We start from the raw sequence: 23,281 nt of genomic DNA on the forward strand, positions 1-23,281 counted from the left end.
GGGTCAGGTCTCCGAGGTGGCGCGGACATGGGCGTTGACCCACTCCACGATGGAGGTGGTCGTGGCGCCCGGGGTGAAGATCTCCGCCACGCCGAGCTTCTTCAGCGGCTCGATGTCCGCCTCCGGGATGATGCCGCCGCCGAAGACCTGGATGTCCTCGGCGTCCCGCTCCCTCAGCAGCTCGATCACCTTGGCGAACAGCGTGTTGTGCGCGCCCGAGAGGATCGAGAGGCCGATGGCGTCGGCGTCCTCCTGGATGGCGGTGTCCACGATCTGTTCGGGGGTCTGGTGGAGTCCCGTGTAGATGACCTCCATACCGGCGTCCCGCAGCGCACGCGCGATCACCTTCGCGCCGCGATCGTGCCCGTCGAGGCCCGGCTTGGCGACCACCACGCGGATCGGACCGGTCACACCCATCACTGCCTCCACATGCGTCCCCCGGGCACCGTTGCCTGGGAAGTGAACGAACGTTATCCACAGCATCCCGCACCCGGCCGTTTCACGGAGGACACCGAGGGGGAAATCACATGAGGGACATCATCACCGGCAGTCAGCGCCGCCGCACAGGTGGCACGGCCGCCGTCCCGCCGGTCTCCGGGACCGTCGTTTCGGACGCCCGCCGGGGAGCCGCGACGGGGCCGCCGCATCACCGTGCCCACAGCCGCTCGGCAGGGCGGTACGGCGGCCCATCCCCCTCCGTTCACGGCCCCCGGCAGGCACAGGGGTTCGTCATGGCCTTCCTTCCGTTCTCCGCCCCCGGCCACCTCGTACCGCTCACGCGACCCGGCACTCTCGGACCGCTCACGCGCCTCGGTCGTCCCGGGCCGTTTCCGCACCCCGGTCACCTCAGGCCGCTCTCCCGTCCCGACCGCCTCTCCTCTCTCATACGCTTCTCTCCGCTCTCCCGCTCCCCGGCGCTCCCCCGTCTCCCGACGGTCCCGTCGGTCCGGTTCGTCCCGCCGAGCCGGTTCGTCCCGCCGCTCCGGTTCGCCCCGCCGAGCCGGTTCGCCCCGCCGCTCCCGGCGCTCGCACTGCCCGGTGGCCTGGTGCCGTCGGCCGCGCTGTTACGGGCCACCGCCCTGGAGGTGGCGATCCTCGCCGGGCATCTGCTCCTCTATCCGACCGGCATCGCGCCCGAACGCCGGTCCGCCCGGGGCCGCCGGGAGCTCGCCGGACACAACCGGGTGCCGACCCTGCTGCTGCACGGCTTCGTGGACAACCGGTCGGTCTTCGTGCTGCTGCGGCGGTCGCTCGCCCGGCACGGATGGCGCCACCTGGAATCCCTCAACTACTCGCCGCTCACCTCCGATCTGCGCACCGCCGCCGGCCTGCTGGGGCGGCATGTCGAGGACATCTGCGCCCGCACCGGCCAGGCGCGGGTGGACATCGTCGGGCACAGCCTCGGCGGGCTGATAGCCCGTTACTACGTCCAGCGGCTCGGCGGCGACCGGCGGGTGCGCACCCTGGTCACCCTCGGCACTCCGCACTCCGGAACCGCCGTCGCCCCGTTCGCCGGCGCCCACCCGCTGGTCCGCCAGATGCGCCCGGGCTCGGCCGTGCTCCGGGAGCTGGCCGAGCCGGCGCCGGAGTGCCGTACGCGCTTCGTCTGCTTCTGGAGCGATCTGGACCGGGTGATGGTCCCGGTGGAGACGGCCCGGCTCGACCATCCGGACCTCATGTCGGAGAACGTGCGGGTCAGCGGGGTGGGCCATCTCGCGCTGCCGGTCCATCCGGCGGTGGCGGTCGCCGTGCGCCAGGCACTGGAGGCCGTTCAGCCGTCCGCCGGAACCGGAGATTCCGCGTCGGTGGCCTGATACACCCGAATGGGGATCGAACACAGCTCGAACGTAAGGCCAAGGCTGTGCCCGCACTCCGCCGAAAGGCGGCCGAATGCCCGTTTCTCACAGGATCAAACCCGGCGGAAGATTGTCGCTCGCGCATACCGCCGGGTACAGTCGCGCCCACTGCTTCCCCCTCTGGAGTGCCCGCCCCCGGTCATGCCCAGAGCTGGTCCTGCTGCCGAGGCGAGAGAGAAGTTGGTGAACGACCAGCACCCCCACGCCGGGTACGCCGGAGACGGGACTCCTTTTTCCGAGTTCCCCGGATTCCCCGGATCTCCCGGGTTCCCCGCCTTTTCCGGCAGCACTGGCAGCGCGAGCAGCACAGGCACCACTCCCGGCCCCGGGACCTCTGACGTCACCGGGACCACCGGCGGCTACGACACCGGCGCCCTCGCCGCCGGGGACACCATCGGCGGCACCGGTTACGGCACCTTCGCCGGGTTCACCGACTGCGCCGTGGACGGCGACACCGGCACCTTCCCGGCCGGCGGCTACGCGTACGACCCGCTGTACGGCGCCTTCCCGGGAACACCGGCCGGAAACCACGGGGTTCACCCGCAGGGACAGGACTACGCCCCGGAGCAGACCGGCGGTTACGACACCGGCCAGTGGTCCCTTTCGGCCAACGGCGCCTCGTCGTGGGACCCGTCCGCGACCGGCAGGACCGAGTACGCCGAGTACACCGGTCAGTGGGACGCCGGCGCCTGGGCCGAGGCCCGGCAGGCGGTTCAGGAGCAGGTGCGGGACCGGGCCCAGGATCAGGACACCTCCCCGGGTCAGGGGCAGCGGACGGCCGCGACCACCGGGCAGACCGGGGAGACCGGGCAGTGGAACACCGCCGCCTTCGACACCGGCGCCTATGACGCCACCGCCTGGAACTACGCCTCGCCGGACACCGGGACGGGCGGCTACGCCGTCCCCGGGCAGTACGCCTCCGCGCCGTACGCCCCCGGAGCCGAGGCCGGGCACGACGCGCACCACGAGCCGCCGCACGAGGCGCCCGGGGGCCACGACGGATACGAGCCGGCGGCCGAGTCCACCGCCGCCTTCGAGGCGCTCACCACCACCGCCACCTTCGAGGCACTGGACCTGACCGAGCCGGACGGGGAGCAGCCGGCCGGCCCGGAGTTCGAGGCCGGGGCCGGTGCGGACGCCGAACAGGAGCCCGGCGACGACGCCGAGTCGGCGGCCTTCGTCCCGGCGGCCACCGCCGTCGGCGCCCGTACCGCCCGGCGCTCCGGAGCGGGCGGCGGCCGGGGCCGGCGCCGTACCCCCGCCAAGCGGTCCGCGCTGCTGACCGTCGCCGTGCCCTCGGCCTGTGTCATGGGCGTCGCCGGGATCGCCGCCGCCTCCGTCGGCGGACTCGCCAAGAGCGCGCCGGCCGAGCCCACGGACGACAAGGTGGTCACCGCCGCCGACCCGGCCGCCGTCCAGTCGGTCGCCGCCAACAGCGCGCTCGACACCCAGCTCGCCGCCCTCAGCGCCGACGCCCGCGACTTCGGGGACCGCGCCAGCCGCACCCAGGAGCGCATCGACCTGAAGGCCCGCCAGGCGGCCGAGAAGAAGAAGCGCGAGGAGGAGGCGGCCCGGCGCGAGGCGCTGCGCCCCAAGTTCGCCCTCCCGGTCGCCCTGCACCAGCTCAGCGCCCGGTACGGCCAGGCCGGCGTCAACTGGATGTCGCTGCACACCGGTATCGACTTCCCGGTGCAGTACGGCACCCCGGTCATGGCCGCCACCGACGGCACCGTACGGACGCAGTGGAACAGTGCCTACGGCAACATGGCCATCGTCACCGCCAAGGACGGCACCGAGACCTGGTACTGCCATCTGAGCAGCACCAAGTTCCGCTCCGGCGAGGTCAAGGCGGGCGAGGTGATCGCCTACTCCGGCAACTCCGGCAACTCCACCGGCCCGCACCTGCACTTCGAGGTGCGCCCGGGCGGCGGCTCGGCCATCGACCCGCTGCCGTGGCTCCGGAGCCACGGGCTCGACCCCACGTCATAACGGACGCCGGACCGGACCGGCCGGCCGGGCCCGAGCGGCCCGGCCGGTCACGTCACGTCACGTCACGTCACGTCACGTCACAGCTTCTCGACCGGCGCGTACCGCAGCAGCAGCCGCTTGGGCTTCTCGTCGCCGAAGTCGATCGTCGCCTGGGCGTCCGAGCCGGTGCCCGTCACCGTCACCACCGTGCCCAGACCGAACTGGTCGTGGGTGACCCGGTCCCCGGCGGCCAGCGAGATCACCGGCTTGTCCGAGGTACGGCGGGTGGCGAAGCCCGAGGGGCCGCTCGACCGGGAGCGCGAGGAGGAGAGCGACGAGGCGATCCCCGAGACCGGTCCGGCCGGCTTGGCCATCGGTCCGGTGCGCTTCCACTCCAGATGGGCGCCCGGGATCTCCTCCAGGAACCGGGACGGCGGGTTGTACTGCGGCTGGCCCCAGGCGCTGCGCATGGACGAGCGGGTGAGGTAGAGCCGCTCCCGGGCGCGGGTGATGCCCACGTACGCGAGGCGCCGCTCCTCCTCCAGCTCCTTGGTCTGGCCGAGCGCCCGCATGTGCGGGAAGACGCCGTCCTCCATGCCGGTCAGGAAGACCACCGGGAACTCCAGGCCCTTGGCGGTGTGCAGCGTCATCAGGGTGATGACGCCCGCGCCCTCCTCGTCCTCGTCCGGGATCTGGTCCGAGTCCGCGACCAGGGCGACCTTCTCCAGGAACTCGGCCAGCGTGCCGGCGCCCTCGTCCTCCGCCCGGTCCTGCTCGAACTCCAGCGCCACGGCGGCGAGTTCCTGGAGGTTCTCGATCCGGGTCTCGTCCTGCGGGTCGGTGGAGGACTGGAGCTCGGCCAGATAGCCGGTCCGCTCCAGGACCGCCTCCAGCACCACCGCCGGGCCGGCGCCCGAGTCCGCGATGGTGCGCAGCTCCTCCATCAGGGTGTTGAACCGCTTCACCGCGTTGGCCGACCGGGCGGCCATGCCGTACGCCTCGTCCACCCGCCGCAGCGCCTGCGGGAAGCTGATCTTCTCGCGCAGCGCCAGCGCGTCGATCATCGCCTCGGCGCGGTCCCCGATGCCCCGCTTGGGGACGTTGAGGACCCGGCGCAGCGGCACGCTGTCCTCGGGGTTGGCGAGCACCCGGAGGTAGGCCAGGACGTCCCGGACCTCCTTGCGCTCGTAGAACCGCACCCCGCCGACGACCTTGTACGGCAGTCCGACCCGGATGAAGACCTCTTCGAAGACCCGGGACTGGGCGTTGGTCCGGTAGAAGACGGCCACGTCCCCGGCCTTGGCGTCGCCCGCGTCGGTCAGCCGGTCGATCTCCTCGGCGACGAACTGCGCCTCGTCGTGCTCGGTGTCGGCCACATAGCCGGTGATCCGCGCCCCGGCCCCGGCGTTGGTCCAGAGGTTCTTGGGACGGCGGCTCTCGTTGCGCTCGATGACCGCGTTGGCGGCGGAGAGGATCGTCTGGGTGGAGCGGTAGTTCTGCTCCAGCAGGATCGTGGTGGCGTCCGGGTAATCCTCCTCGAACTGGAGGATGTTCCGGATGGTGGCACCCCGGAAGGCGTAGATCGACTGGTCGGCGTCGCCCACCACGCACAGCTCGGCCGGGCCCTGGTCCTCGTATCCGGTGCCGACCAGCTCGCGGACCAGGGTGTACTGGGCGTGGTTGGTGTCCTGGTACTCGTCCACCAGGACGTGCCGGAAGCGGCGCCGGTAGTGCTCGGCCACGTCCGGGAACGCCTGGAGCAGATGGACGGTGGTCATGATGATGTCGTCGAAGTCCAGGGCGTTGGCCTCGCGCAGCCGCGCCTGGTACATCCGGTACGCCTCGGCCAGCGTCTTCTCGAAGCCTCCCCCAGACTCCGTCTGGGAGGTGCCCCCGGCTGCCTGATCGGCGAACGTCTCCTCGTCGATGAGCTCGTTCTTGAGGTTGGAGACCTTGGCGCTGAAGGACTTCGGCGGGAATTTCTTCGGGTCGAGGTCCAGGTCCCGGCAGCAGAGCGCCATCAGCCGCTTGGAGTCGGCCGCGTCGTAGATCGAGAACGACGAGGTGAAGCCGAGCCGCTTGGACTCCCGGCGCAGGATCCGGACGCAGGCGCTGTGGAAGGTCATCACCCACATGGCGTTGGCGCGCGGGCCGACGAGCTGCTCCACCCGCTCCTTCATCTCACCGGCGGCCTTGTTGGTGAAGGTGATCGCCAGTATCTGGCCGGGGTGGACGTGCCGGGTGGCCAGCAGATGGGCGATGCGGTGGGTGAGCACCCGGGTCTTGCCGGACCCGGCCCCGGCCACGATGAGCAGCGGGGACCCGGTGTGCACCACGGCGGCGCCCTGCTGCTCGTTGAGCCCCTCCAGCAGCGCCGCCGCGTCCACCGCCGGGCGCGGGGCGCCGTCGCGGTAGTACGCGTCCCGGGCGGGCGGGGCGTCGTACCGGCCGTCGAAGAGGTCGTGCGGGACCTCCTCGCCGGGGTGCTCGTCCGGCTCGGGCGGCGGGGGCTGCTCGGCGTGGCCGGGGTCGCCGGAGTGGTTCCGCAGGTCCGCCAGGAAGCTGTCGTCAAAGAGGCTGCTCATCGCCTCACGAGTCTAGGCCGCCGCACCGACAGCCGGGACCGGAGACCGGAACCGAACGCGAACGTTGTCCGGATCACCGTGCCGACCGCAGGATCCCCGGCCCGACCTGCCGGTATCCGTAACTCCTCGCGTACGCGGCACCACCGGCATCCGAAGGTCACGAAAAAGTATCGGGCATATCGAACATCATCCTTCACAGCACCACCACAGCTTGGCTAGCGTGCTCGCCCAAGCGGCTCGTTCACCATCGGCGAAGAGCGCCAACCGGGCCGCCCACGCCGAATCCGGCTGCCTCCGGGCCGTCCGGAACCGAGGACCCGCACGCAGGACCACGCGGGACCGGGGGGAACCGACCCCGCCGTCCCGCCGCCCGCCGCCCACGCCGGACGGCGCCGCGCGGCGGCGACCACGGGGCGTCTTCCGCCCGCCCGGACCCGCCGGTCCACCCGGTAGGCGGCCCACGGAAGGAGATGCCGGCCTTGGCGTCGCATCGCAAGCCGCGCAGCCGTACCGCGCGCCCCCTCGGTCACTCCCCCGCCGTCGGGGTCACGACGGCCGCGATCGCCTCCGTCACCCTGTTGTCCGCCCAGAGCGCGGCCGCCGCGCCCGCCGCTCCGGCCGCGCCGTCCCGGCCGACGGTCGAGGAGGTGCGGCAGAAGGTCACCGATCTGTACCGGCAGGCCGGTACCGCCGCCGCCACCGGCCGCCCGTACGGCACCGCCCGGCTCACCGCCGGCGCCCCCGCGCCGGCCCTGCCCCCGGCCGCCCCGCGCCCGCTGCCGGGGAGCGCCCCGGTGGCGGAACCGGTCGCCGCGCCGGCCGCCGTGGCGGCACCGCCCGGACCGGAGCCGGTACGGGCGCTCACCACCGGGACCGCCGGGATGGCCGGGACCGCCGGGCCGGAGCCGGGCACGGCACCGGAGGCCGTGGGAGAAGCGGGGGAGACGGAAGGACCGGAAGGGTCGAAAGAGACGGAAGGACCGGAGGACGGACCGGCGGAAGCGGGCGGGCCGGACGACGAGCCGGACGAGCCGGGGCGGGAGACCCTCCGGATACGCAAGGAGAGCGCCCAGGACAAGCTGGCCGTGGCCCGGATCCTGCTGGCCCGGCACTCGGCCGACGCCCGCCACCGGCAGCTCCCCCCGGCCGCCGCGCCCGGAGCCGGCCGGGCCACCGGGTACGGGGCCGACGCGCCCGGGGCGGACGTACCGCTCGGGGCCGGCCCGCGCCCGGCCCGGGGGGACGGACACACGAACAGGGCGGACCGGGCGGACAGGGCGGATCGGGCCGGGAAGGTGCTCGCCTTCGCCCGCGCCCAGCTCGGCAAGCCGTACGTCTGGGGCGCCACCGGGCCGAGCTCGTACGACGGGGCCGGGCTGGCGCGGGCGGCCTGGCGGGCGGCCGGGGTGGAGCTGCCCCGGGCGGCCTGGAGCCAGGCGAAAGCCGGCGCCCGGGTCGCGGTGGCGGACCTCCGCCCCGGTGATCTGGTCTTCTTCGACGACGGTCTCGGTCGGGTCGGCGTCTACCAGGGCGACGGCACGATGATCCACGCGCCCGGTCCCGGGACGAACGTACGCGAGGAGTCGATCCACCATCTGCCGGTCTACGGCGGGGTCCGTCCCGCCTGAGCCGCCGACGGGGCCGGAGCCGGAACCGGGCTACGGCCCCGTCCCGGCCCGGAGAACAGGGCCCCGGCCCGAGGCGCCGGCGTCCCGGCCGGAGGACCGAGCTCCGGCCCGGAGGACCGGCCCGGAGAACAGGGCCCCGGCCCGCAGGACCGGCCCCGAGGACCGGAGGACCGGCCCGGAGGCTCGGCGCCCGGGGCTGGGCACCCGGGGCTGGGCACCCGGAGGCTGGGCGCCCGGGTGCCGGGCGCCCGGGGCTCACACCCAGAGCGTGGCGATGAAGATATTGGCGGCGGTCAGCCCGCCCACCGCGGCGAAGGAGCCCTTGTCCACCCGCTCCTCGTCGCGCTTGACGTAGACCAGGCCGAGGATGACGACCAGCAGCGCCAGCTTCACCCCGAGTTTGATGTTGTTCAGGGTGTGGCCCTCGGCCTGGTGGACCCCCACCAGGGCCACGCCCGTGATCAGCATGGTGAGCGCGCCGTGCAGCATGGCCGGGGTGAACCGCGCCGCGCCGGCGCCCACCGCCTTCAGCTGGGCCAGGAATCCGCCGAGCAGGGCGGCGATACCGATGATGTGCAGGGCAACCAGCACATGGGTGAGGACGTCCATGCGGCGGAGCCTAACGGGGCCATATCGGGCCGCTCCGGTCAGGTGAACCTATCTTCACCACGACCCTCCGGCGCCCCGCCGGCCACCCACGGGCCCCGAAGCGCTACGCCCCGGCCCTACGCCCCGGTCAGCCGGACGGCCGGGGCCACTCCCGGGCGCCCGTCGGTCCGGCCGGCCCCCGGGGCGTGGCCCGGCGCGTGCCCGGGCGGCCGGCCGGTGCCGGCACCGGGACCGCCGTCCCGCCCGCCGGGGACGCCGGGAACCCGCTCCGTACCGCCGCCGGTGACCGGGCCCGGCAGGGGATCCCGGCCCTCGGCCGCGGCGTCGGCGGCGTACCGCTTGGTCAGCCAGCGGAAGACGGACGGGACCTGCTCCCGCCAGGTGTCCATCCGGTGGCCGCCGACCACCCGGTGGACGTCGATGCGGGTCGGCGGCTCGGCGGCCTCCTGGAAGCCGATGCCCTGGTTGTAGCCGTCGAAGCCGTCGCCGGTGAAGAGCATGCTGATCCGGGGCGGCGTCTTGGCGAGCTTGAACATGTTGAGCGGGTTCTCGGAGTGCCGGAGCTTCGGGTCCTTGCCGGTGAGCGAGGCGCGCTCGGCCGCCGGGTCGGTGTAGCCGGAGAGCGCGATCGCGTACCGGTAGCGGTCGGGATGGGCGACGGCCAGCTTCATGGCGCAGTGCGCCCCGGCCGAGTAGCCCGCGACGGCCCAGTCGTCGGCCCGGTCGGTGACCCGGAAGTTGTCGACGACCATCTTGCGCACATCGACGCTCAGCCAGCTGTCGGCGTTGACCTTGCCCGGGATGTTGGCGCAGCCGGTGTCGGTGTCCCCCAGCAGCGTCGTCCGCGGCGCGACCAGGATGAACGGCGCCACCTTGCCGTTGCGCATCAGGGGCTCCAGCTGCTGGTTGCTCCGCATGGAGCCGAACCACGCCTTGGGCGAGCCGGGGAAGCCGTTGAGCACCTCGACCACCGGGAACTTCTTGTCGCGGTAGGCCGGGTCGTCGTACTGCGGCGGCAGCCAGACGTACACCTCGGCCTCCACCCCGGAGATCCGGCCCTTCAGGGTGGTGCGGCGCACCCCGTCACCGACCACCGGGTCGTCCGCCGGCTCGAAGCTCTGCCGGACCTTCGGCAGATCGGCCACCCGCTTGCCGCCGGTCCCGTCGGGCCCCAGGTCGGCCGCGGCGGTGACATGGTCGCCGGTGCCGAGCAGATCGTCCCAGCTCTCGTACAGGTTGTTGGCGTTGTTCACCGGTACGAAGACCGCGACGACCGCCGTCAGCTGCGCGAACAGCACCATGCCCAGCCGCCCGGTGTTCCGGACGACGGCCGGTCCCGGGAGCCGGCTCCACAGCGCCAGGGGCAGCAGGACGGCGATCACGGCCAGCACGATCGCCGTCACGAGGAAGGGGGTACCCGTCAGGCTCATCACGGTTACTAGGAGGGGGCGGCCGTCGTACCGGTTGCGTCGTCCGTACCGATTGTCCGTACCGACTGGGTCACATCATGGCTCATGTGATGGTCGTACCGACCCGGGTCCGGGCCCGGTCGGCGGCCGGTGGCACCAGCACCCCGGGCCGGCCGACGGCCGCCGGACCGGCACCCCGACAGACCGGGAACCCGGCGCTCAGACCAGCCGGCGGGCGGTGGCCCAGCGGGTCAGCTCATGGCGGTTGGAGAGCTGGAGCTTGCGGAGCACCGCCGAGACATGCGACTCGACCGTCTTCACCGAGATGAAGAGCTGCTTGGCGATCTCCTTGTACGCGTACCCCCGGGCGATCAGCCGGAGCACCTCGCGCTCCCGCTGGGTGAGCCGGTCCAGGTCCTCGTCGACCGGCGGGGCGTCGGTGGAGGCGAAGGCGTCCAGCACGAAACCGGCCAGCCGGGGCGAGAACACCGCGTCGCCCTCCTGCACCCGGAAGACCGAGTCCACCAGGTCGGAGCCGGTGATCGTCTTGGTGACGTAGCCGCGCGCCCCGCCCCGGATGACCCCGATGACGTCCTCGGCGGCGTCCGAGACGGAGAGCGCCAGGAAGCGCACCGGGCGCTCGGGGGAGCTCAGCAGGCTCGCGCAGCGGCGCAGTACCTCGACGCCCCCGCCGCCCGGCAGATGCACATCGAGCAGGACCACCTCGGGGCGGGTGGCGGTGATGACCGTGACCGCCTCTTCCACGTCGGCCGCCTCGCCCACCACCTCGACGCCGGTGAGCTCGGTACGGCCGATCTCGGCCCGCACCCCGGTGCGGAACATCCGGTGGTCGTCCACCAGCACCACCCGCACCCGGCGCTCCCCGGCTCCCTCGCCGGGCACCTGCCCGACCGATGCCTCGCCGGGCATCTGTCCGGCCGCCGCCTCGCCGGGAGACCGTCCGCCCCGCTCCCCGCCGCCCGGTGTCGCCTCGGTCATCCGTCCGCCCTCTCCATCTCCAGCTCCACTTCGGTGCCGCCGCCCGGCGCCGGCCGCAGCCGCGCGGTGCCGCCGTTGCGCCGCATCCGGCCGATGATCGATTCTCGTACGCCCATCCGGTCGGCCGGTACGGCGTCGGGGTCGAAGCCCGGCCCCCGGTCCCGTACGGACACGAAGACGGTACGGCCCTCCACCTCCGCGTAGACCTGTACGGCACCGCCCCCGCCACCGTACTTGGCGGCGTTCACCATGGCCTCGCGCGCGGCCTGGAGCTGGGCGCCCAGCCGGTCGTCGAGCGGGCAGTCGCCGACCACCACCACCTCCAGCGGCACCCCGTGGGTGTCCTCCACCTCGGCGGCGGTCCGCTTCACCGCCGCGGCCAGGTTCTCGGGCTCCGCGGCCTCGTCACCCTGCTTGCCGTCCCCACTCCGGCCGGTGCTCTCCGGCCGGTACAGCCACTCGCGCAGCTCCCGTTCCTGGGCGCGGGCCAGCTTCCGGACCGCACCGGCGTCGGTGGCGTTGCGCTGGATCAGGGTCAGGGTGTGCAGCACCGAGTCATGGACATGCGCGGCGACCTCGGCCCGCTCCTGGGCGCGGATGCGCATGGTCCGCTCCTCGGAGAGGTCCTGGGACATCCGGACCAGCCAGGGACCGGCGAGCAGGGCGATCCCGGCCAGCACCGCGAGGGCGGCGGTGAGCGCGGTGCCGAGCTGGGCGGCCGAGCCGCGCACCACCAGGAAGGCGGTGAGCCCGAGGCCGACCAGCGCCACCCCGGCGACGGCCCGGGCGAGCTGGAAGAGCCGCTTCCGGCCGCCGGACTGGTTCCAGCGGGCCCGGCGGGCGTTGTCCGCCTGGCGCCAGACCAGGACCACCCCGACGCAGACGAGCAGCGCGGGCCAGATGTACCGGTTGGCGCTGCCGCCGAGGTCCACGGTGCTGACGAAGGCGACGGCCCCGACCGCCAGCACCACCATCGCCACCATCTGGCCCAGGTCGGGGGTGCGGAGCCGGCGCCGGCCGTCGGCGGTGACCTCGAAGAGGGAGCGCGGCTCGGTGGTCCGGCCGCCGACGCCCAGCGGCACCACGATCCAGAAGACCGCGTAGAGCAGCACCCCCAGGCCGTCGGCGGCGAAGAGGACCAGGAAGGCGAGCCGCACCCAGACGACCGGCAGCCCCAGATGGCCGGCGAGCCCCCGGGCCACCCCGCCGAGCAGCCGCCCCTCGGCGCTGCGGTAGAGCCGGCGCGGGGGCGGCTCCTCGGTCTCGGGCACGCGGGCGGCGACTGGCATGGTCCGATCGTCACACGGCGGCGACCGGCCCCACATCAGGGACCACCCGGTACCGACCCCGTACCGACCCTGAGAACCGGGCCGCCACAGGCCCCCGGTCGTACGGGGGCGGGCCGATATCAGGGAAGGGCCAGGGTCGGCGCCGGTGCCGCCGGGGCCGGGCGGCGGTCACCATGGAGCCATGACCAGCACCCAGGCCGCTCCCCCGCCGTCCGCGCCGGAGGCCCCGCCCCCGGCGCGGCCGCACCGCACCGTCCGGCGCAAGGTGGTGGCCGGGGTGTGCGGCGGTCTGGGGCGCCACTTCGACCTGGATCCGGTGATCTTCCGGGTGGTGACCGGGGTGCTGGCCCTGGCCGGCGGTTTTGGGCTGATCTTCTACGGCTTCGCCTGGCTGCTGCTGCCGGCCGACGGCGAGGAGGAGACCGAGGGCCGCCGGCTGCTCTCCGGCCGGGTGGACGGCGCCTCGCTGATCGCGGTGCTGATGGCGCTGGTCGGCTGCGGGCTGGCGCTCTCCATGCTCGCCAACAACGGCGGCACGGTCTCCTTCTCGGTCCTGCTCGTCCTCGCCGTGAGCGGGGCCGCCGTGTGGTCGCGGCGGCGGCGCCCCGGTACGGCCGACCCGGCCGCCGCCCCGGCCCCGGCGGGCACCCGGCCGCCGGAGCCGGCCGTCCCCGGTGGCGGCGCGGCCCCGGCCGGTCCACCGGTCCCGCACGCCCCGGCGGGCCCCCCGGACTCCCCGGCCGCCCGGGCTCCGGCTCCCCCGGGCACCCGGAGCCCGGCGCGGCCGATGGGCGAGGCGCCGCCGGAGCCGACCGCGCCGCCCCCGCCGGACTCGCCGTCCTGGTGGCGGGACCCGATCGTCAAGGACGGCACCACCGGTCTGGTGGCCACCGGCTATCTCTGGGGCCCGTCCGACGCCGTGCCCGGGGGGCCGGGCCGGGACACGGGGCCCGGCGAACCGTACGGCTCCGCCGCCGATCCCTGGCGCGGACCGGTCCCCCGGCCCGGCGGCCGGCGCCCGCGCTCGATCGGGGGCGCCGCGCTGCTGCTGGCCCTGGTCGCCGGGGCGGTCGCCACGGCCGTGCCCTGGGGCGACCACCCGCTCGGCGTCTGCCTCCAGTTCGGGCTGGCCTCGGCGCTGGCCGTCTTCGCGCTGGCCCTGCTGGTCAGCGCCTTCGCCGGCCGGACCGGGCCTGGCACCATCGTGATGACCGTGCTCACCGCGCTGCTGCTGGCCGGCGCCTCGGCCCTGCCGCACCGGATCGGCACCGACTGGACCCGTACGGAATGGCGGCCGGCCGCCGTCTCCGAGCTGCGCCCCCGGTACGCGCTGGGCGCCGGGGTCGGCACCCTGGACCTGTCGTCGGTGGCGGTGGCCCCCGGGAGCACCGTCCGGGTGGCGGCCGAGGTGGGCGCCGGACAACTGCGGGTGATCGTGCCGGAGGACGTGACCGTGACCGTACGCGCGCAGGTCGGGCTCGGAGACGTACAACTGCCCTCGGACCCGGCGGACGACGTGGAGGTGGCCCCCGACCGGGACACCAGCCGGACCGTCCGGCCCCCGAAGGGCGCCGCCCCGGCGGGCACCCTGGAGCTGCGGCTCAACGCCGCGATCGGCCAGGTGGAGGTCGTCCGTGCGGCCCGCTGAACCACCCGTCGGTTCCGTCCGCAGTATCCGCATCCGTATCCGCGCCGGGCGGGCAGGACGCGCGGGAGGCGCGGGAGGCGCAGGCCGCACCGACATCGCGGAACGCGCAGAACTCACAGAACTCGCAGGAGGTGTCCGGTGACCCCGCATCCGTTCCGGCCCGGCCGGCTGATCACCGGGGTCACCGGCCTCGCGGTCGCGGTGGCGTATCTGGGCGACGCCGCCGGGGCCTGGTACACCCCCTGGTACGCCGGGCTGCCGCTGCTGTTCCTCGGGCTGTTCCTGGCCGCCGTCGCCGGAGTGGCCGGCTATCTGGTGCGGCGCCATCGGCGCCGGGCGCCGAGCAGCGCGTCGGCGGAGAACGACGGCGCCCCGGCGAGCACCAGCGGCAGCCAGGCCACCAGATAGACCAGGTCGTTGCCGTAGTAGTACGGCCGGGTCGCCCAGCTCACGGTCAGCCAGAGGCTCAGCGAGATCAGCGCCCCGCCGAGCGCGGCGACCCGGGCGACCAGCCCCAGCGGGGTCCCGGCGCCCACCGCCGGCCCGCCCCGGGCGAGGGCCGCGCCGAACGCCCCCGGGTCCCGCAGCGCCACGTCGACCAGCCAGGGCACGGCCGAGGCGTCCCGGACCACCCGCACGGTGTCGCCGACCGAACCGGCCCCCGAGGCGGCGAGGAAGCGGCCGTCGGTCAGCTTGTCCAGGCACGCGTAGAGAAGGTGACTCCGAGGAAGGTCCTCAGCGGCAGCAGGGCGTACCGGGCCCCGGCGGAGGCCGGCCCGTCCGCCGCCCGGTGACCGTGTCTCATCGCCGTACCGCCTCTCCGTGCCGGGTCCCGCGCCGATGGTCCGCGAGACCGTTCCCCAGGGGTACGCGCCGGAGCCCGGCCGGGTTCAGAATGCGGGGCATGACCGATGATCTGGCCGGCTCCGCGCCCTCCGCCCGCCCCGCGCGCTCCCCGCTCGTCGAACTCCTGGGCCTCCAGCCCCATGTGGAGGGCGGCTGGTACCGGGAGACCTGGCGCACCGACGCCTCGGTGACGCCCGACGGCTATCCCGGGCCCCGCGCGTACGCCACCGCCATCCACTTCCTGCTGCACCCCGGCGAGTCCTCGGCCTGGCACCGGGTGCGCTCCGACGAGCTGTGGCTCTGGCACCGGGGCGGGCCGCTCCGGCTCTCGCTGGGCGGCACGGAGGAGACGCCCTCCCCGGCGCCGGACCGGCTGATGCTGGGGCCGTCGGTGGAGACCGGTGAGCGCCCGCAGCTGCTGGTCCCGGCCGCCCACTGGCAGTCCGCCGAGCCGGCGGGCGACGAACCGGTGCTGGTCTCCTGCGTGGTGGCGCCCGGCTTCGCCTACGAGGACTTCACCCTGCTGGAGAGCGGGAGCTGACACGCGTACGGAGAGAAAACGGCCGGAGCCGCCGCCCACCTCGGGTGGGCGGCGGCTCCGGCCGTGTACGGACAGGTGGGGTCACTCCCACTCGATGGTGCCCGGGGGCTTGGAGGTCACGTCCAGCACCACCCGGTTGACGTCCCGCACCTCATTGGTGATCCGGGTCGAGATCCGGGCCAGCACGTCGTACGGCATCCGGGTCCAGTCGGCGGTCATGGCGTCCTCGGAGGAGACCGGGCGCAGCACGATCGGGTGACCGTAGGTACGGCCGTCGCCCTGTACGCCGACCGAGCGGACGTCGGCCAGCAGGACCACCGGGCACTGCCAGATGTCCCGGTCGAGTCCGGCGGCGGTCAGTTCCTCGCGGGCGATGGCGTCGGCGTCCCGGAGCAGGTCCAGCCGCTCCTTGGTCACCTCACCGACGATCCGGATGCCGAGGCCCGGGCCGGGGAACGGCTGGCGCTGGACGATCTCGTCCGGCAGGCCCAGCTCCTGGCCGACCATCCGGACCTCGTCCTTGAACAGCTTCCGCAGCGGCTCGATCAGCTGGAACTCGAGGTCCTCGGGGAGGCCGCCCACATTGTGGTGGGACTTGATGTTGGCGGTGCCGGCGCCGCCACCGGACTCCACCACGTCCGGGTAGAGGGTGCCCTGCACCAGGAACTCCACCGGCTGGTCGTTCGGCGCCTCGGCGATGATCTCCGCCTGGGCCTGCTCGAAGACCCGGATGAACTCCCGGCCGATGATCTTCCGCTTCTCCTCGGGGTCGGAGACCCCGGCGAGCGCGGCGAGGAAGCGGTCCTGCGCGTCGACCACCTTGAGCTGCACCCCGGTGGCGGCGACGAAGTCCTTCTCGACCTGCTCGGTCTCGCCCTTGCGCATCAGGCCGTGGTCGACATAGACGCAGGTCAGCTGGGAGCCGATGGCCTTCTGCACCAGCGCGGCGGCCACCGCCGAGTCCACTCCGCCGGAGAGGCCGCAGATCGCCCTGCGGTCCCCGACCTGGGCGCGGATCGCCTCGATCTGCTCCTCGATGACATTGCCCGTGGTCCAGTCGGGCTCGATGCCGGCGCCCCGGTAGAGGAAGTGCTCCAGGATCTGCTGGCCGTGCGTGGAGTGCATCACCTCGGGGTGGTACTGCACGCCGTAGAGCTTCTTCTCGTCGTTCTCGAAGGCGGCGACCGGGACGACGTCGGTGGACGCGGTGACGGCGAAGCCCTCGGGCGCGGCCGAGCAGGCGTCGCCGTGCGACATCCAGACCGGCTGCTCGGTGGGGGTGCCCTCGAAGAGGGTGGAACCCGGCTTGGAGACGTGCAGCGGGGTGCGGCCGTACTCCCGGGCGCCGGTGTTGTCGACCGTGCCGCCGAGGGCGGTGGCCATCAGCTGGAAGCCGTAGCACATGCCGAAGACGGGGACACCGGCCTCGAAGAGCGCGCGGTCGAGCCGCGGGGCGCCCTCCTCGTACACGGACGACGGGCCGCCGGAGAGGATGATCGCCTTCGGGTTCTTCGCCAGCATCTCGGCCACCGGCATGGTGGACGGGACGATCTCGCTGTAGACCCGGGCCTCACGGACGCGGCGGGCGATGAGCTGGGCGTACTGCGCGCCGAAATCGACGACGAGCACGGCGTCGGGCGCGGCAGCGGGATTCGCTGATGACACTACGGCGGCCTTCCGGCGGGGATGAGGGGGTCTGTAGGGCGATTCTACCGGCCGCACCGAGGGCCCTTCTTTGTGTCACCCTCCGAAGCCGCCCGGTCGCCCTCACCGGATGATCCGGGTGATCCGGTCGATCGCGGCTGATCCCGGATGCGCCCGGGGGATCAGGTGCGGTCCCGAGGCGCCGGGGCCCCGGGGGGGGCGGAGACCCGGGGGGCCGGGGATGCCGAGCCGGGAGGCCGGACCAGCAGCCGGTGGCCGGGGGCCGATGGCCAGGTGGGCCGGGGCTGCTGGGGCGGGGGCCCGGGGTGCCGGGGGCAGGCCGGAGCGTCGGGGGCTGGGGGCTGGGGTGCCGGGGGCAGGCCGGAGCGCCGAGTGCCGGGGGGCTGGGGTGCCGGGTCAGGGCCGGTGGTCAGGCGGGCCGGGGCTGCCGAGGCGGGGGCCGGGCCAGGGGGCGGGGGGCCGGGGTTGGGGGCCGGGCCCGGGGGCGCCGGGGGGCTGGGGATGCCGGGCCAGGGGCCGGGGGCCGGGTGCCGGGGCGCCCCCCGGGCCCGGGGGGCGCCGGGCCGGTGGGCCGGAGGCGCGGGGGCCACGTCCCGGGGGCGCCGGGGGTCGGGGATGCCGGGGCACGGGACGGGCCCGGGGGCGCCGGTCCGGGGCCGGGGGCGGGTGGTCGCCGACCGGGCGTACGGCTCCGGGGCCCCTCTCGGTCGTACGGGCTCCGGGCGTACGGCTCCAGGCCCCGCCTCTCGGTCGTACGGGCTCCGCCGGGCGGGCTCCCTCCGCCGTACGGGCTCCGCCGGGCGCGGGCGGTGTCTCACCATCCGGGCCCGGTGCGGCGGCGGCCGGCGGATGGGCCATACTGGCTCCGTGCGTGAGCTCTCGACCTTCGTGTTTACCTATGGCACCGGCCCGGCCGGCTGCTGTGGGTCCGAAGGCTGCTCCGCTTGAGCACCTGACGAACGACTTCCCCAGACGCCCCGGGCCCGGCAAGGCCCGGGGCGTCTGGTCGTTCCCGGGGACTCGCCGGAGACGTCCGGGGCCCCCTCATCGAAGGAGCCCCCGCCATGACCGCACTCGAGACCGAGCCCGCCACCGCCACCGCCCATGTCACCACCACCTCCGGCGCTCCGGTGGGCTCCGCCGCGGACCGGACCGCGGACCGGACCGCCGAATGGACCGGCGCCCGGACCGGGGACGCGGCCCGGGTCATCACCGGCGCCCGTGAGCGGATCGACACGCTGGACGACCGGATCATCGGACTGATCCAGGAACGGACGGCCGTCTCCGCCGTCATCCAGGAGGCCCGGATCACCTCGGGCGGCCGGCGGGTGAACCTGGCGCGCGAGATGGAGGTGCTCGGCCACTACCGGGACGCGCTGGGCAAGCCGGGCACCACGCTGGCGATGGCCCTGCTGGAGCTGGGCCGGGGCCGCATCTGAGTTCGGGCGCGCTCTCACCCGTACGGCGCGTGACCGGATCCGGCCGGGCTTCGTTGTCCCGGTGTCCGTGTCAGCCAGGGGCGGGCCGAGAAAAACCACGCGTGGCTCCGCTGGAGCGTGTGGCGTGCCGAGCAGGCATGTCGTGGGACCTCGCTCCAGCGTGCGTGACCGGACGGCAGGGGACAGCAGCCCGGTCACCCGAAGCGGTCGGTTCCGGGGACGCCCGGGACCGACCGCACCAGGTCCGATCCGTCCCGACCGGCCCCGGCGCACCGCTCCCCACCACTCCGCACCGCAGCTCCGCCCGCTCTCCGCTCTCACCCGGTCTCGGTCCCGTCGGGATTCCCTTCCCGGCTCCCTTCCTCCCTCCTCCCCCTTCCGAGCTCCCGATCCCGGCGCCTCCCCTCCCCCCAGGGCGCCGCACCCGGCACCGGCGCCGCCCTGACGCCCGGCGCCGGAGACCGAGGGCCCGCGACAGCATCGCCGTCGCGGGCCCTCGCACTGTCCGAGCACACCGGACGACGGGGCGACGGACGGCGGCACGGCGGGGTGCTCCAGGCCACATGAAATTTCACTTCACCGCGTACAACCCCTCCCGCCGGTCACGGGTCAAACATGCGGATCCCCGGTCACGGCGGTGGTCACGGCCCACGGCCTCACCCACCGTCCCGTCGGCCCGGGGACCCGTGCCCGGACGGGAGGGGCGCTGCGCACGGAGGGGGGCGCAGCGCTCCTGCTGTCGGCGTACGGCCCCTTGGCGGCGCCGCCGGAATTCCCGGACCCCGTTCAGTCCCTGGGCGGGACGGCGGGGATACCCAGGAACGGCAGCCGCAGCGCGCCGAACGCGTCGGCCGGGACGGCCGGTGCCTTGGGCTCCACCGGGGCGAGGCGTTCATACCGGGCGCCCTGCGCCGGACGGGGGTCCGGGTCACCCTTGTTGGGCCAGAAGGACATGGCCCGTTCCGCCTGGGCGGTGATGGTCAGCGACGGGTTGACGCCGAGGTTGGCCGAGACGGCCGCGCCGTCCACCACCGAGACGCCCGGATGGCCGTGGACCCGGTGGTACGGGTCGATGACCCCCTCCGCCGCCGTCGCCCCGATCACACAGCCGCCCAGGAAGTGCGCGGTGAGCGGAGTGCCCATCAGCTCACCGATGTTGGACCCGGCGAACCCGTTGATCTCCTCGGCCAGCAGGCTCGCCGCCCGGGTGCCCGCCTCGATCTGGGTGGGGTTGGGCGCGCCGTGGCCCTGGCGGGCGGTGAGCAGCCCCTTCCCCGGACCGCCGCGCTTGCGGTAGGTGGTCAGGGAGTTGTCCACCGACTGCATGACCAGTCCGATGATGCTCCGTTCCGACCAGCGGCGGTTGGAGAGCGAGCGCAGCGTGATCAGGGGATGCCGGGCCACATTGCCGAGCCAGCCCCTCACCCGCCGGGTGCCGTACGGCACCTGGAGGGTGGTGAGGAAGCCCATGGCGTTGGAGCCCTTGCCGTAGCGCACTGGTTCGATGTGGGTGTGCGCGTCCGGGTGGATGGACGAGGTGATGGCCACGCCCCGGGTGAAGTCCGCGCGCGGTTCGCCGTGGCGCGCCCGGTAGCGCCGGTCGCTGGTCTGGGCGCCCACCAGGGCCTCGGAGTTGCTGCGGGTCAGCTCCCCGAGCCGGTCGGAGAGGCGGGGCAGCAACCCCCGGTCCTTCATGGTGTGCAGCAGCGTCTGGGTGCCGTAGGTGCCGGCGGCGACGATGACGTACCGGGCCCGCAGGGTGCGCGGGGCGGCCCGCCTGCGCCGCCGGGTGGGCACGGTGGTGACCAGGTGCCCGGGGCCCGCCGGATCCTCGGTGACCGTGGTGACGGTGGTCATCGGATGGACCACCGCCCCGGCCCGTTCGGCCAGGTGGAGGTAGTTCTGGGTGAGGTTGTTCTTGGCGCCGTGGCGGCAGCCGGTCATGCACTCGCCGCACTCGTTGCAGGCGCGCCGGGCGGGTCCCGCACCGCCGAAGTAGGGGTCGGGCACCTCCTCGCCCGGCCGCACCCGGCCGGTGCCCCCGGCGTCCCGGCCGTCCCCGAAGAAGACGCCGACCGGTGCCAGATGGAAGGTGTCGCCGACGCCCATCGCCTCGGCGGTCGCCTTGAGGTGCCGGTCGGCGGGGGTGGTCGTGGGATTGAGCCGGACGCCCAGCATCCGCTTGGCCTGGTCGTAGTAGGGCGCCAACTCCTGCTGCCAGTCGGTGATGGCGGCCCACTGCCGGTCCTCGAAGAACGCGGCGGGCGGTACGTAGAGCGTGTTGGCGTAGTTGAGGGAGCCGCCGCCCACCCCGGCGCCCGCGAGCACCATCACCTTGCCGAGCAGATGCACGCGCTGGAGCCCGTAGCACCCGAGGGCGGGTGCCCAGAGGTAGTTGCGGAGGTCCCAGGAGTTGCGCGGCAGGGTGGCCGGGGTGAACCGGCGCCCGGCCTCCAGGACACCGACCCGGTAGCCCTTCTCGGTCAGCCGCAGCGCCGCGACCGAGCCACCGAACCCGGAACCGACGACGATCACGTCGTAGTCGTACTCGCGGGCGCGGGCGTTCTCGCGGTCGTGGTCCTTCTCGCGGTCGCTTTCATGCGGGGCGGACTCCTGGGGGCGGTCGTCCCGGCGGGCGGGGGCCGGGACAGTGGGGGGGACGGTGGAGGCCGGGCCGGGGACGGCCGGCTCGGGGCCCGGATCCTGAGCAGGGGGAAGCTGAGGCATGGCATCTCCTCGTACCGGAAGGCGAGTCGGGGGGCGAAGAGGCGCGCCCGGCGGGCGCCCGGAGGCCCGCGCGGTGGGCGGTCGGCGGGGTCAGCGCAGGCGCAGGACCTTCATGGCCTTCAGACCCGTCGTCATCAGGGCCGCGTATCTGGCGTCGTCCATGCCGAGGGACGGGCCGAGCGCCAGCAGCCGCTGGTGGGCGACCGTCTGCGCCTCGGTGAACTTGAGGATGCCCTCGGAGCCGTGCCGGCGGCCGAGCCCGGAGTCCTTCATGCCGCCCATCGGCGCCTGGACGCTGCCGTAGGCGGGGGCGAAGCCCTCGTTGATGTTGACGGTGCCGGTGCGGAGCCGGGCGGCGACGGCGTGGCCCCGGCGGCCGTCCCGGGTCCAGACGCTGGCGTTGAGCCCGTACGGGGTGGCGTTGGCGAGCCCGATGACCTCGTCCTCGTCGGTGAAGCGGTAGACCGAGACCACCGGGCCGAAGGTCTCCTCGGCGCAGACCGCCATGGGCGCCTCCACCCCCTCCAGGACGGTCGGCTCGTAGAACAGCGGGCCGATGTCCGGCCGGGCCACCCCGCCCGCCAGCACCGTGGCGCCCTTGGCGACGGCCTCGTCGACATGCCGGACGACGGTCGCGAGCTGCCGTTCGCCCGCGAGCGAGCCCATGTCGGCGCCGTACGCCAGGGCGCCGCCGAGCCGCATCCCCCGGGTGCGGGCGACGAACCGCTCCAGGAACGCGGCGGCCACCGACTCGTGGACGTACAGCCGCTCGACCGAGATGCAGAGCTGCCCGGCGGAGGAGAAGCAGGCGCGTACGGCTCCGGCGGCGGCCTTCTCCACGTCCGCGTCCCGCAGCACCAGCATGGCGTTCTTGCCGCCCAGCTCCAGCGAGACGCCGATCAGCCGGTCGGCGGCGCCCCGGGCGACCTCCCGGCCGGTGCGGGTGGAGCCGGTGAAGGAGACGTAGTCGGCGCCCCGGACCACCTCGGGCCCGACCACCGGCCCGTCGCCCAGCACCATGGGCAGCACGTCCTCCGGCAGGCCGGCCTCCACCAGCAGGTCGCGGGCCCAGAGCGCGGTCAGCGCGGTCTCGGTGTCGGGTTTCATCACCACCGCGTTGCCGGCGGCCAGGGCGGGCAGGGCGTCGCCCACCGAGAGCTCCAGCGGGTAGTTCCACGGGGCTATCTGTCCCACCACCCCACGGGGCTGGCGGAGTTCGGTGACCTTGGTGAGCACCGGTATCACCCCGGTGTGGCGCTTCGGCCCGAGGTAGGCGGCGGCCCGGCGGCCGTAGTGCCGGGCGGCCAGGGCGACGGCCTGCACCTCCTCGTGCGCGTGCAGCCGGGCCTTGCCGGTCTCCAGCTGGATCAGGTCCAGGATCTCGGCCTGCCGGTCCAGCAGCAGATCGTGGAAGCGCAGCAGCACCGCCGCCCGCTCGCGGACCGGGACGGCGGCCCAGATCCGCTGGGCGGCACGGGCCCGGTCGAAGGCGGCGGCCACGTCCTCCGGGGTGGACTCGGGCAGCTCGGCCAGCACCTCGCCGGTGAACGGCGTGTGGTTGGCGGTCCGCCCGGAGCCGACGACCCCCCGGACCAGCCGTGCGACCACCTCGGGGGTCACCACGTCGGCGGCGGTACGCGCACCGGCCGGGAAGGCGGCGACGGGGTTGGTGCCGGGGGGCGGGCCGGGCGGGCCGGCCGGGGCGGCGGTGGGCTGCGAGTCCGTCATGACGGCGAGAGTAAGCCCAAAGGGAGCCGTCCGGTACCCGCCGGTAACAGCTTTTCCCCGGCCTCGCGCATCGCGCCAGTGTTCACTGGCACATAACCCCTGATCAGCGGCTCAGGAGGGTGAAAAGCCCACCGGAAGCGTTTCGGGGGCGCGCCCCCGGTGCGTATCCCGACACGCGTCGGCGCGTATCCCGGCGCGCATCGGGGCGCGGGTTCCGGACGAGCCGCGGCCCGTCGGGGCACGGGTTCCGACGCCCGTCGGGGCGCGGGCCCTGGACAAGCCCTGATTCCAGGCGGACGCGAGCCCCGGACGAGCCCCCGCTTCCGGACGAGCCCGGGCTCACG

The 23,281-nt window shown here is 74.3% G+C and carries 16 protein-coding genes and 1 pseudogene; 7 read left to right on the forward strand and 10 right to left on the reverse strand.

The genetic code is table 11. The annotated features are described in order from the left end of the window. Positions 1-3 precede the first annotated feature (3 nt). The gene (gene icmB / locus NX801_RS15800) at positions 4-417 is read right to left on the reverse strand and encodes a coenzyme B12-dependent isobutyryl CoA mutase small subunit (protein WP_258788356.1); all 414 of its coding nucleotides are present in this window, start codon (positions 415-417) and stop codon (positions 4-6) included. A gap of 626 nt (positions 418-1,043) precedes the next feature. Between icmB and NX801_RS15805 the strand changes: the two genes are divergently transcribed. Then, the gene (locus NX801_RS15805) at positions 1,044-1,814 is read left to right on the forward strand and encodes an esterase/lipase family protein (RefSeq protein ID WP_487403419.1); all 771 of its coding nucleotides are present in this window, start codon (positions 1,044-1,046) and stop codon (positions 1,812-1,814) included. 225 nt (positions 1,815-2,039) lie between these two features. Then, positions 2,040-3,845 (forward strand): M23 family metallopeptidase, encoded by a 1,806-nt coding sequence (locus NX801_RS15810; protein ID WP_428986155.1) that lies wholly within the window; start codon positions 2,040-2,042, stop codon positions 3,843-3,845. Positions 3,846-3,922: 77 nt separating this feature from the next. Here the strand turns inward: NX801_RS15810 and pcrA are convergent, their stop codons facing one another. Then, positions 3,923-6,409, reverse strand: coding sequence for a DNA helicase PcrA (gene pcrA / locus NX801_RS15815; RefSeq protein WP_258788358.1), 2,487 nt, complete (start codon positions 6,407-6,409; stop codon positions 3,923-3,925). Between the two features lie 470 nt (positions 6,410-6,879). Between pcrA and NX801_RS15820 the strand changes: the two genes are divergently transcribed. Next, complete coding sequence (locus NX801_RS15820) at positions 6,880-8,037, forward strand: C40 family peptidase (RefSeq protein WP_258788359.1); 1,158 nt, start codon at positions 6,880-6,882, stop codon at positions 8,035-8,037. 255 nt (positions 8,038-8,292) lie between these two features. On the opposite strand, the gene NX801_RS15825 is transcribed toward NX801_RS15820, so the two are convergent. The 4 genes from NX801_RS15825 to NX801_RS15840 form a co-directional block, all read right to left on the reverse strand. After that, positions 8,293-8,646: a hypothetical protein gene (locus NX801_RS15825; protein WP_258788360.1), complete on the reverse strand. Its 354-nt coding sequence runs from the start codon at positions 8,644-8,646 to the stop codon at positions 8,293-8,295. 116 nt (positions 8,647-8,762) lie between these two features. After that, positions 8,763-10,076 (reverse strand): alpha/beta hydrolase, encoded by a 1,314-nt coding sequence (locus NX801_RS15830; RefSeq protein ID WP_258788361.1) that lies wholly within the window; start codon positions 10,074-10,076, stop codon positions 8,763-8,765. Between the two features lie 198 nt (positions 10,077-10,274). Beyond that, positions 10,275-11,054 (reverse strand): LuxR C-terminal-related transcriptional regulator, encoded by a 780-nt coding sequence (locus NX801_RS15835; RefSeq protein ID WP_428986156.1) that lies wholly within the window; start codon positions 11,052-11,054, stop codon positions 10,275-10,277. Continuing rightward, positions 11,051-12,343, reverse strand: coding sequence for an ATP-binding protein (locus NX801_RS15840; protein ID WP_258788362.1), 1,293 nt, complete (start codon positions 12,341-12,343; stop codon positions 11,051-11,053). Before NX801_RS15840 ends, NX801_RS15835 begins: the two co-directional genes overlap by 4 nt. A gap of 181 nt (positions 12,344-12,524) precedes the next feature. Between NX801_RS15840 and NX801_RS15845 the strand changes: the two genes are divergently transcribed. After that, on the forward strand, positions 12,525-13,991 hold the full coding sequence (locus NX801_RS15845; RefSeq protein ID WP_258788363.1) for a PspC domain-containing protein: 1,467 nt from the start codon (positions 12,525-12,527) through the stop codon (positions 13,989-13,991). A gap of 138 nt (positions 13,992-14,129) precedes the next feature. Then, positions 14,130-14,399, forward strand: a complete 270-nt coding sequence (locus NX801_RS15850; protein WP_258788364.1) for a hypothetical protein — start codon at positions 14,130-14,132, stop codon at positions 14,397-14,399. On the opposite strand, the pseudogene NX801_RS15855 reads toward NX801_RS15850, so the two are convergent. After that, positions 14,300-14,796 (reverse strand): annotated as a pseudogene (locus tag NX801_RS15855) (hypothetical protein). The gene NX801_RS15850 and the pseudogene NX801_RS15855 overlap by 100 nt on opposite strands. Positions 14,797-14,895: 99 nt before the next feature. Between NX801_RS15855 and NX801_RS15860 the strand changes: the two are divergent. Continuing rightward, positions 14,896-15,378 (forward strand): cupin domain-containing protein, encoded by a 483-nt coding sequence (locus NX801_RS15860; protein WP_258788365.1) that lies wholly within the window; start codon positions 14,896-14,898, stop codon positions 15,376-15,378. 81 nt (positions 15,379-15,459) lie between these two features. Here NX801_RS15860 and guaA read toward each other — a convergent pair whose 3' ends face one another. Next, entirely contained in the window at positions 15,460-17,043 is a 1,584-nt protein-coding gene (gene guaA, locus NX801_RS15865; RefSeq protein WP_258788366.1) for a glutamine-hydrolyzing GMP synthase, read from the reverse strand. 1,064 nt (positions 17,044-18,107) lie between these two features. On the opposite strand from guaA, the gene NX801_RS15870 reads away from it, so the two are divergent. Continuing rightward, a complete protein-coding gene (locus NX801_RS15870; protein WP_258788367.1) occupies positions 18,108-18,482 on the forward strand; it encodes a chorismate mutase in 375 nt (124 codons plus the stop codon). A 786-nt stretch (positions 18,483-19,268) separates the two neighbouring features. On the opposite strand, the gene NX801_RS15875 is transcribed toward NX801_RS15870, so the two are convergent. After that, complete coding sequence (locus NX801_RS15875) at positions 19,269-21,209, reverse strand: GMC oxidoreductase (protein WP_258788368.1); 1,941 nt, start codon at positions 21,207-21,209, stop codon at positions 19,269-19,271. A 90-nt stretch (positions 21,210-21,299) separates the two neighbouring features. After that, positions 21,300-22,937, reverse strand: coding sequence for a succinic semialdehyde dehydrogenase (locus NX801_RS15880; protein WP_258788369.1), 1,638 nt, complete (start codon positions 22,935-22,937; stop codon positions 21,300-21,302). Positions 22,938-23,281 lie beyond the last annotated feature (344 nt).

The organism is Streptomyces pyxinae, from assembly GCF_024756275.1.
In the GTDB taxonomy this organism is placed as follows: domain Bacteria; phylum Actinomycetota; class Actinomycetes; order Streptomycetales; family Streptomycetaceae; genus Streptomyces; species Streptomyces pyxinae.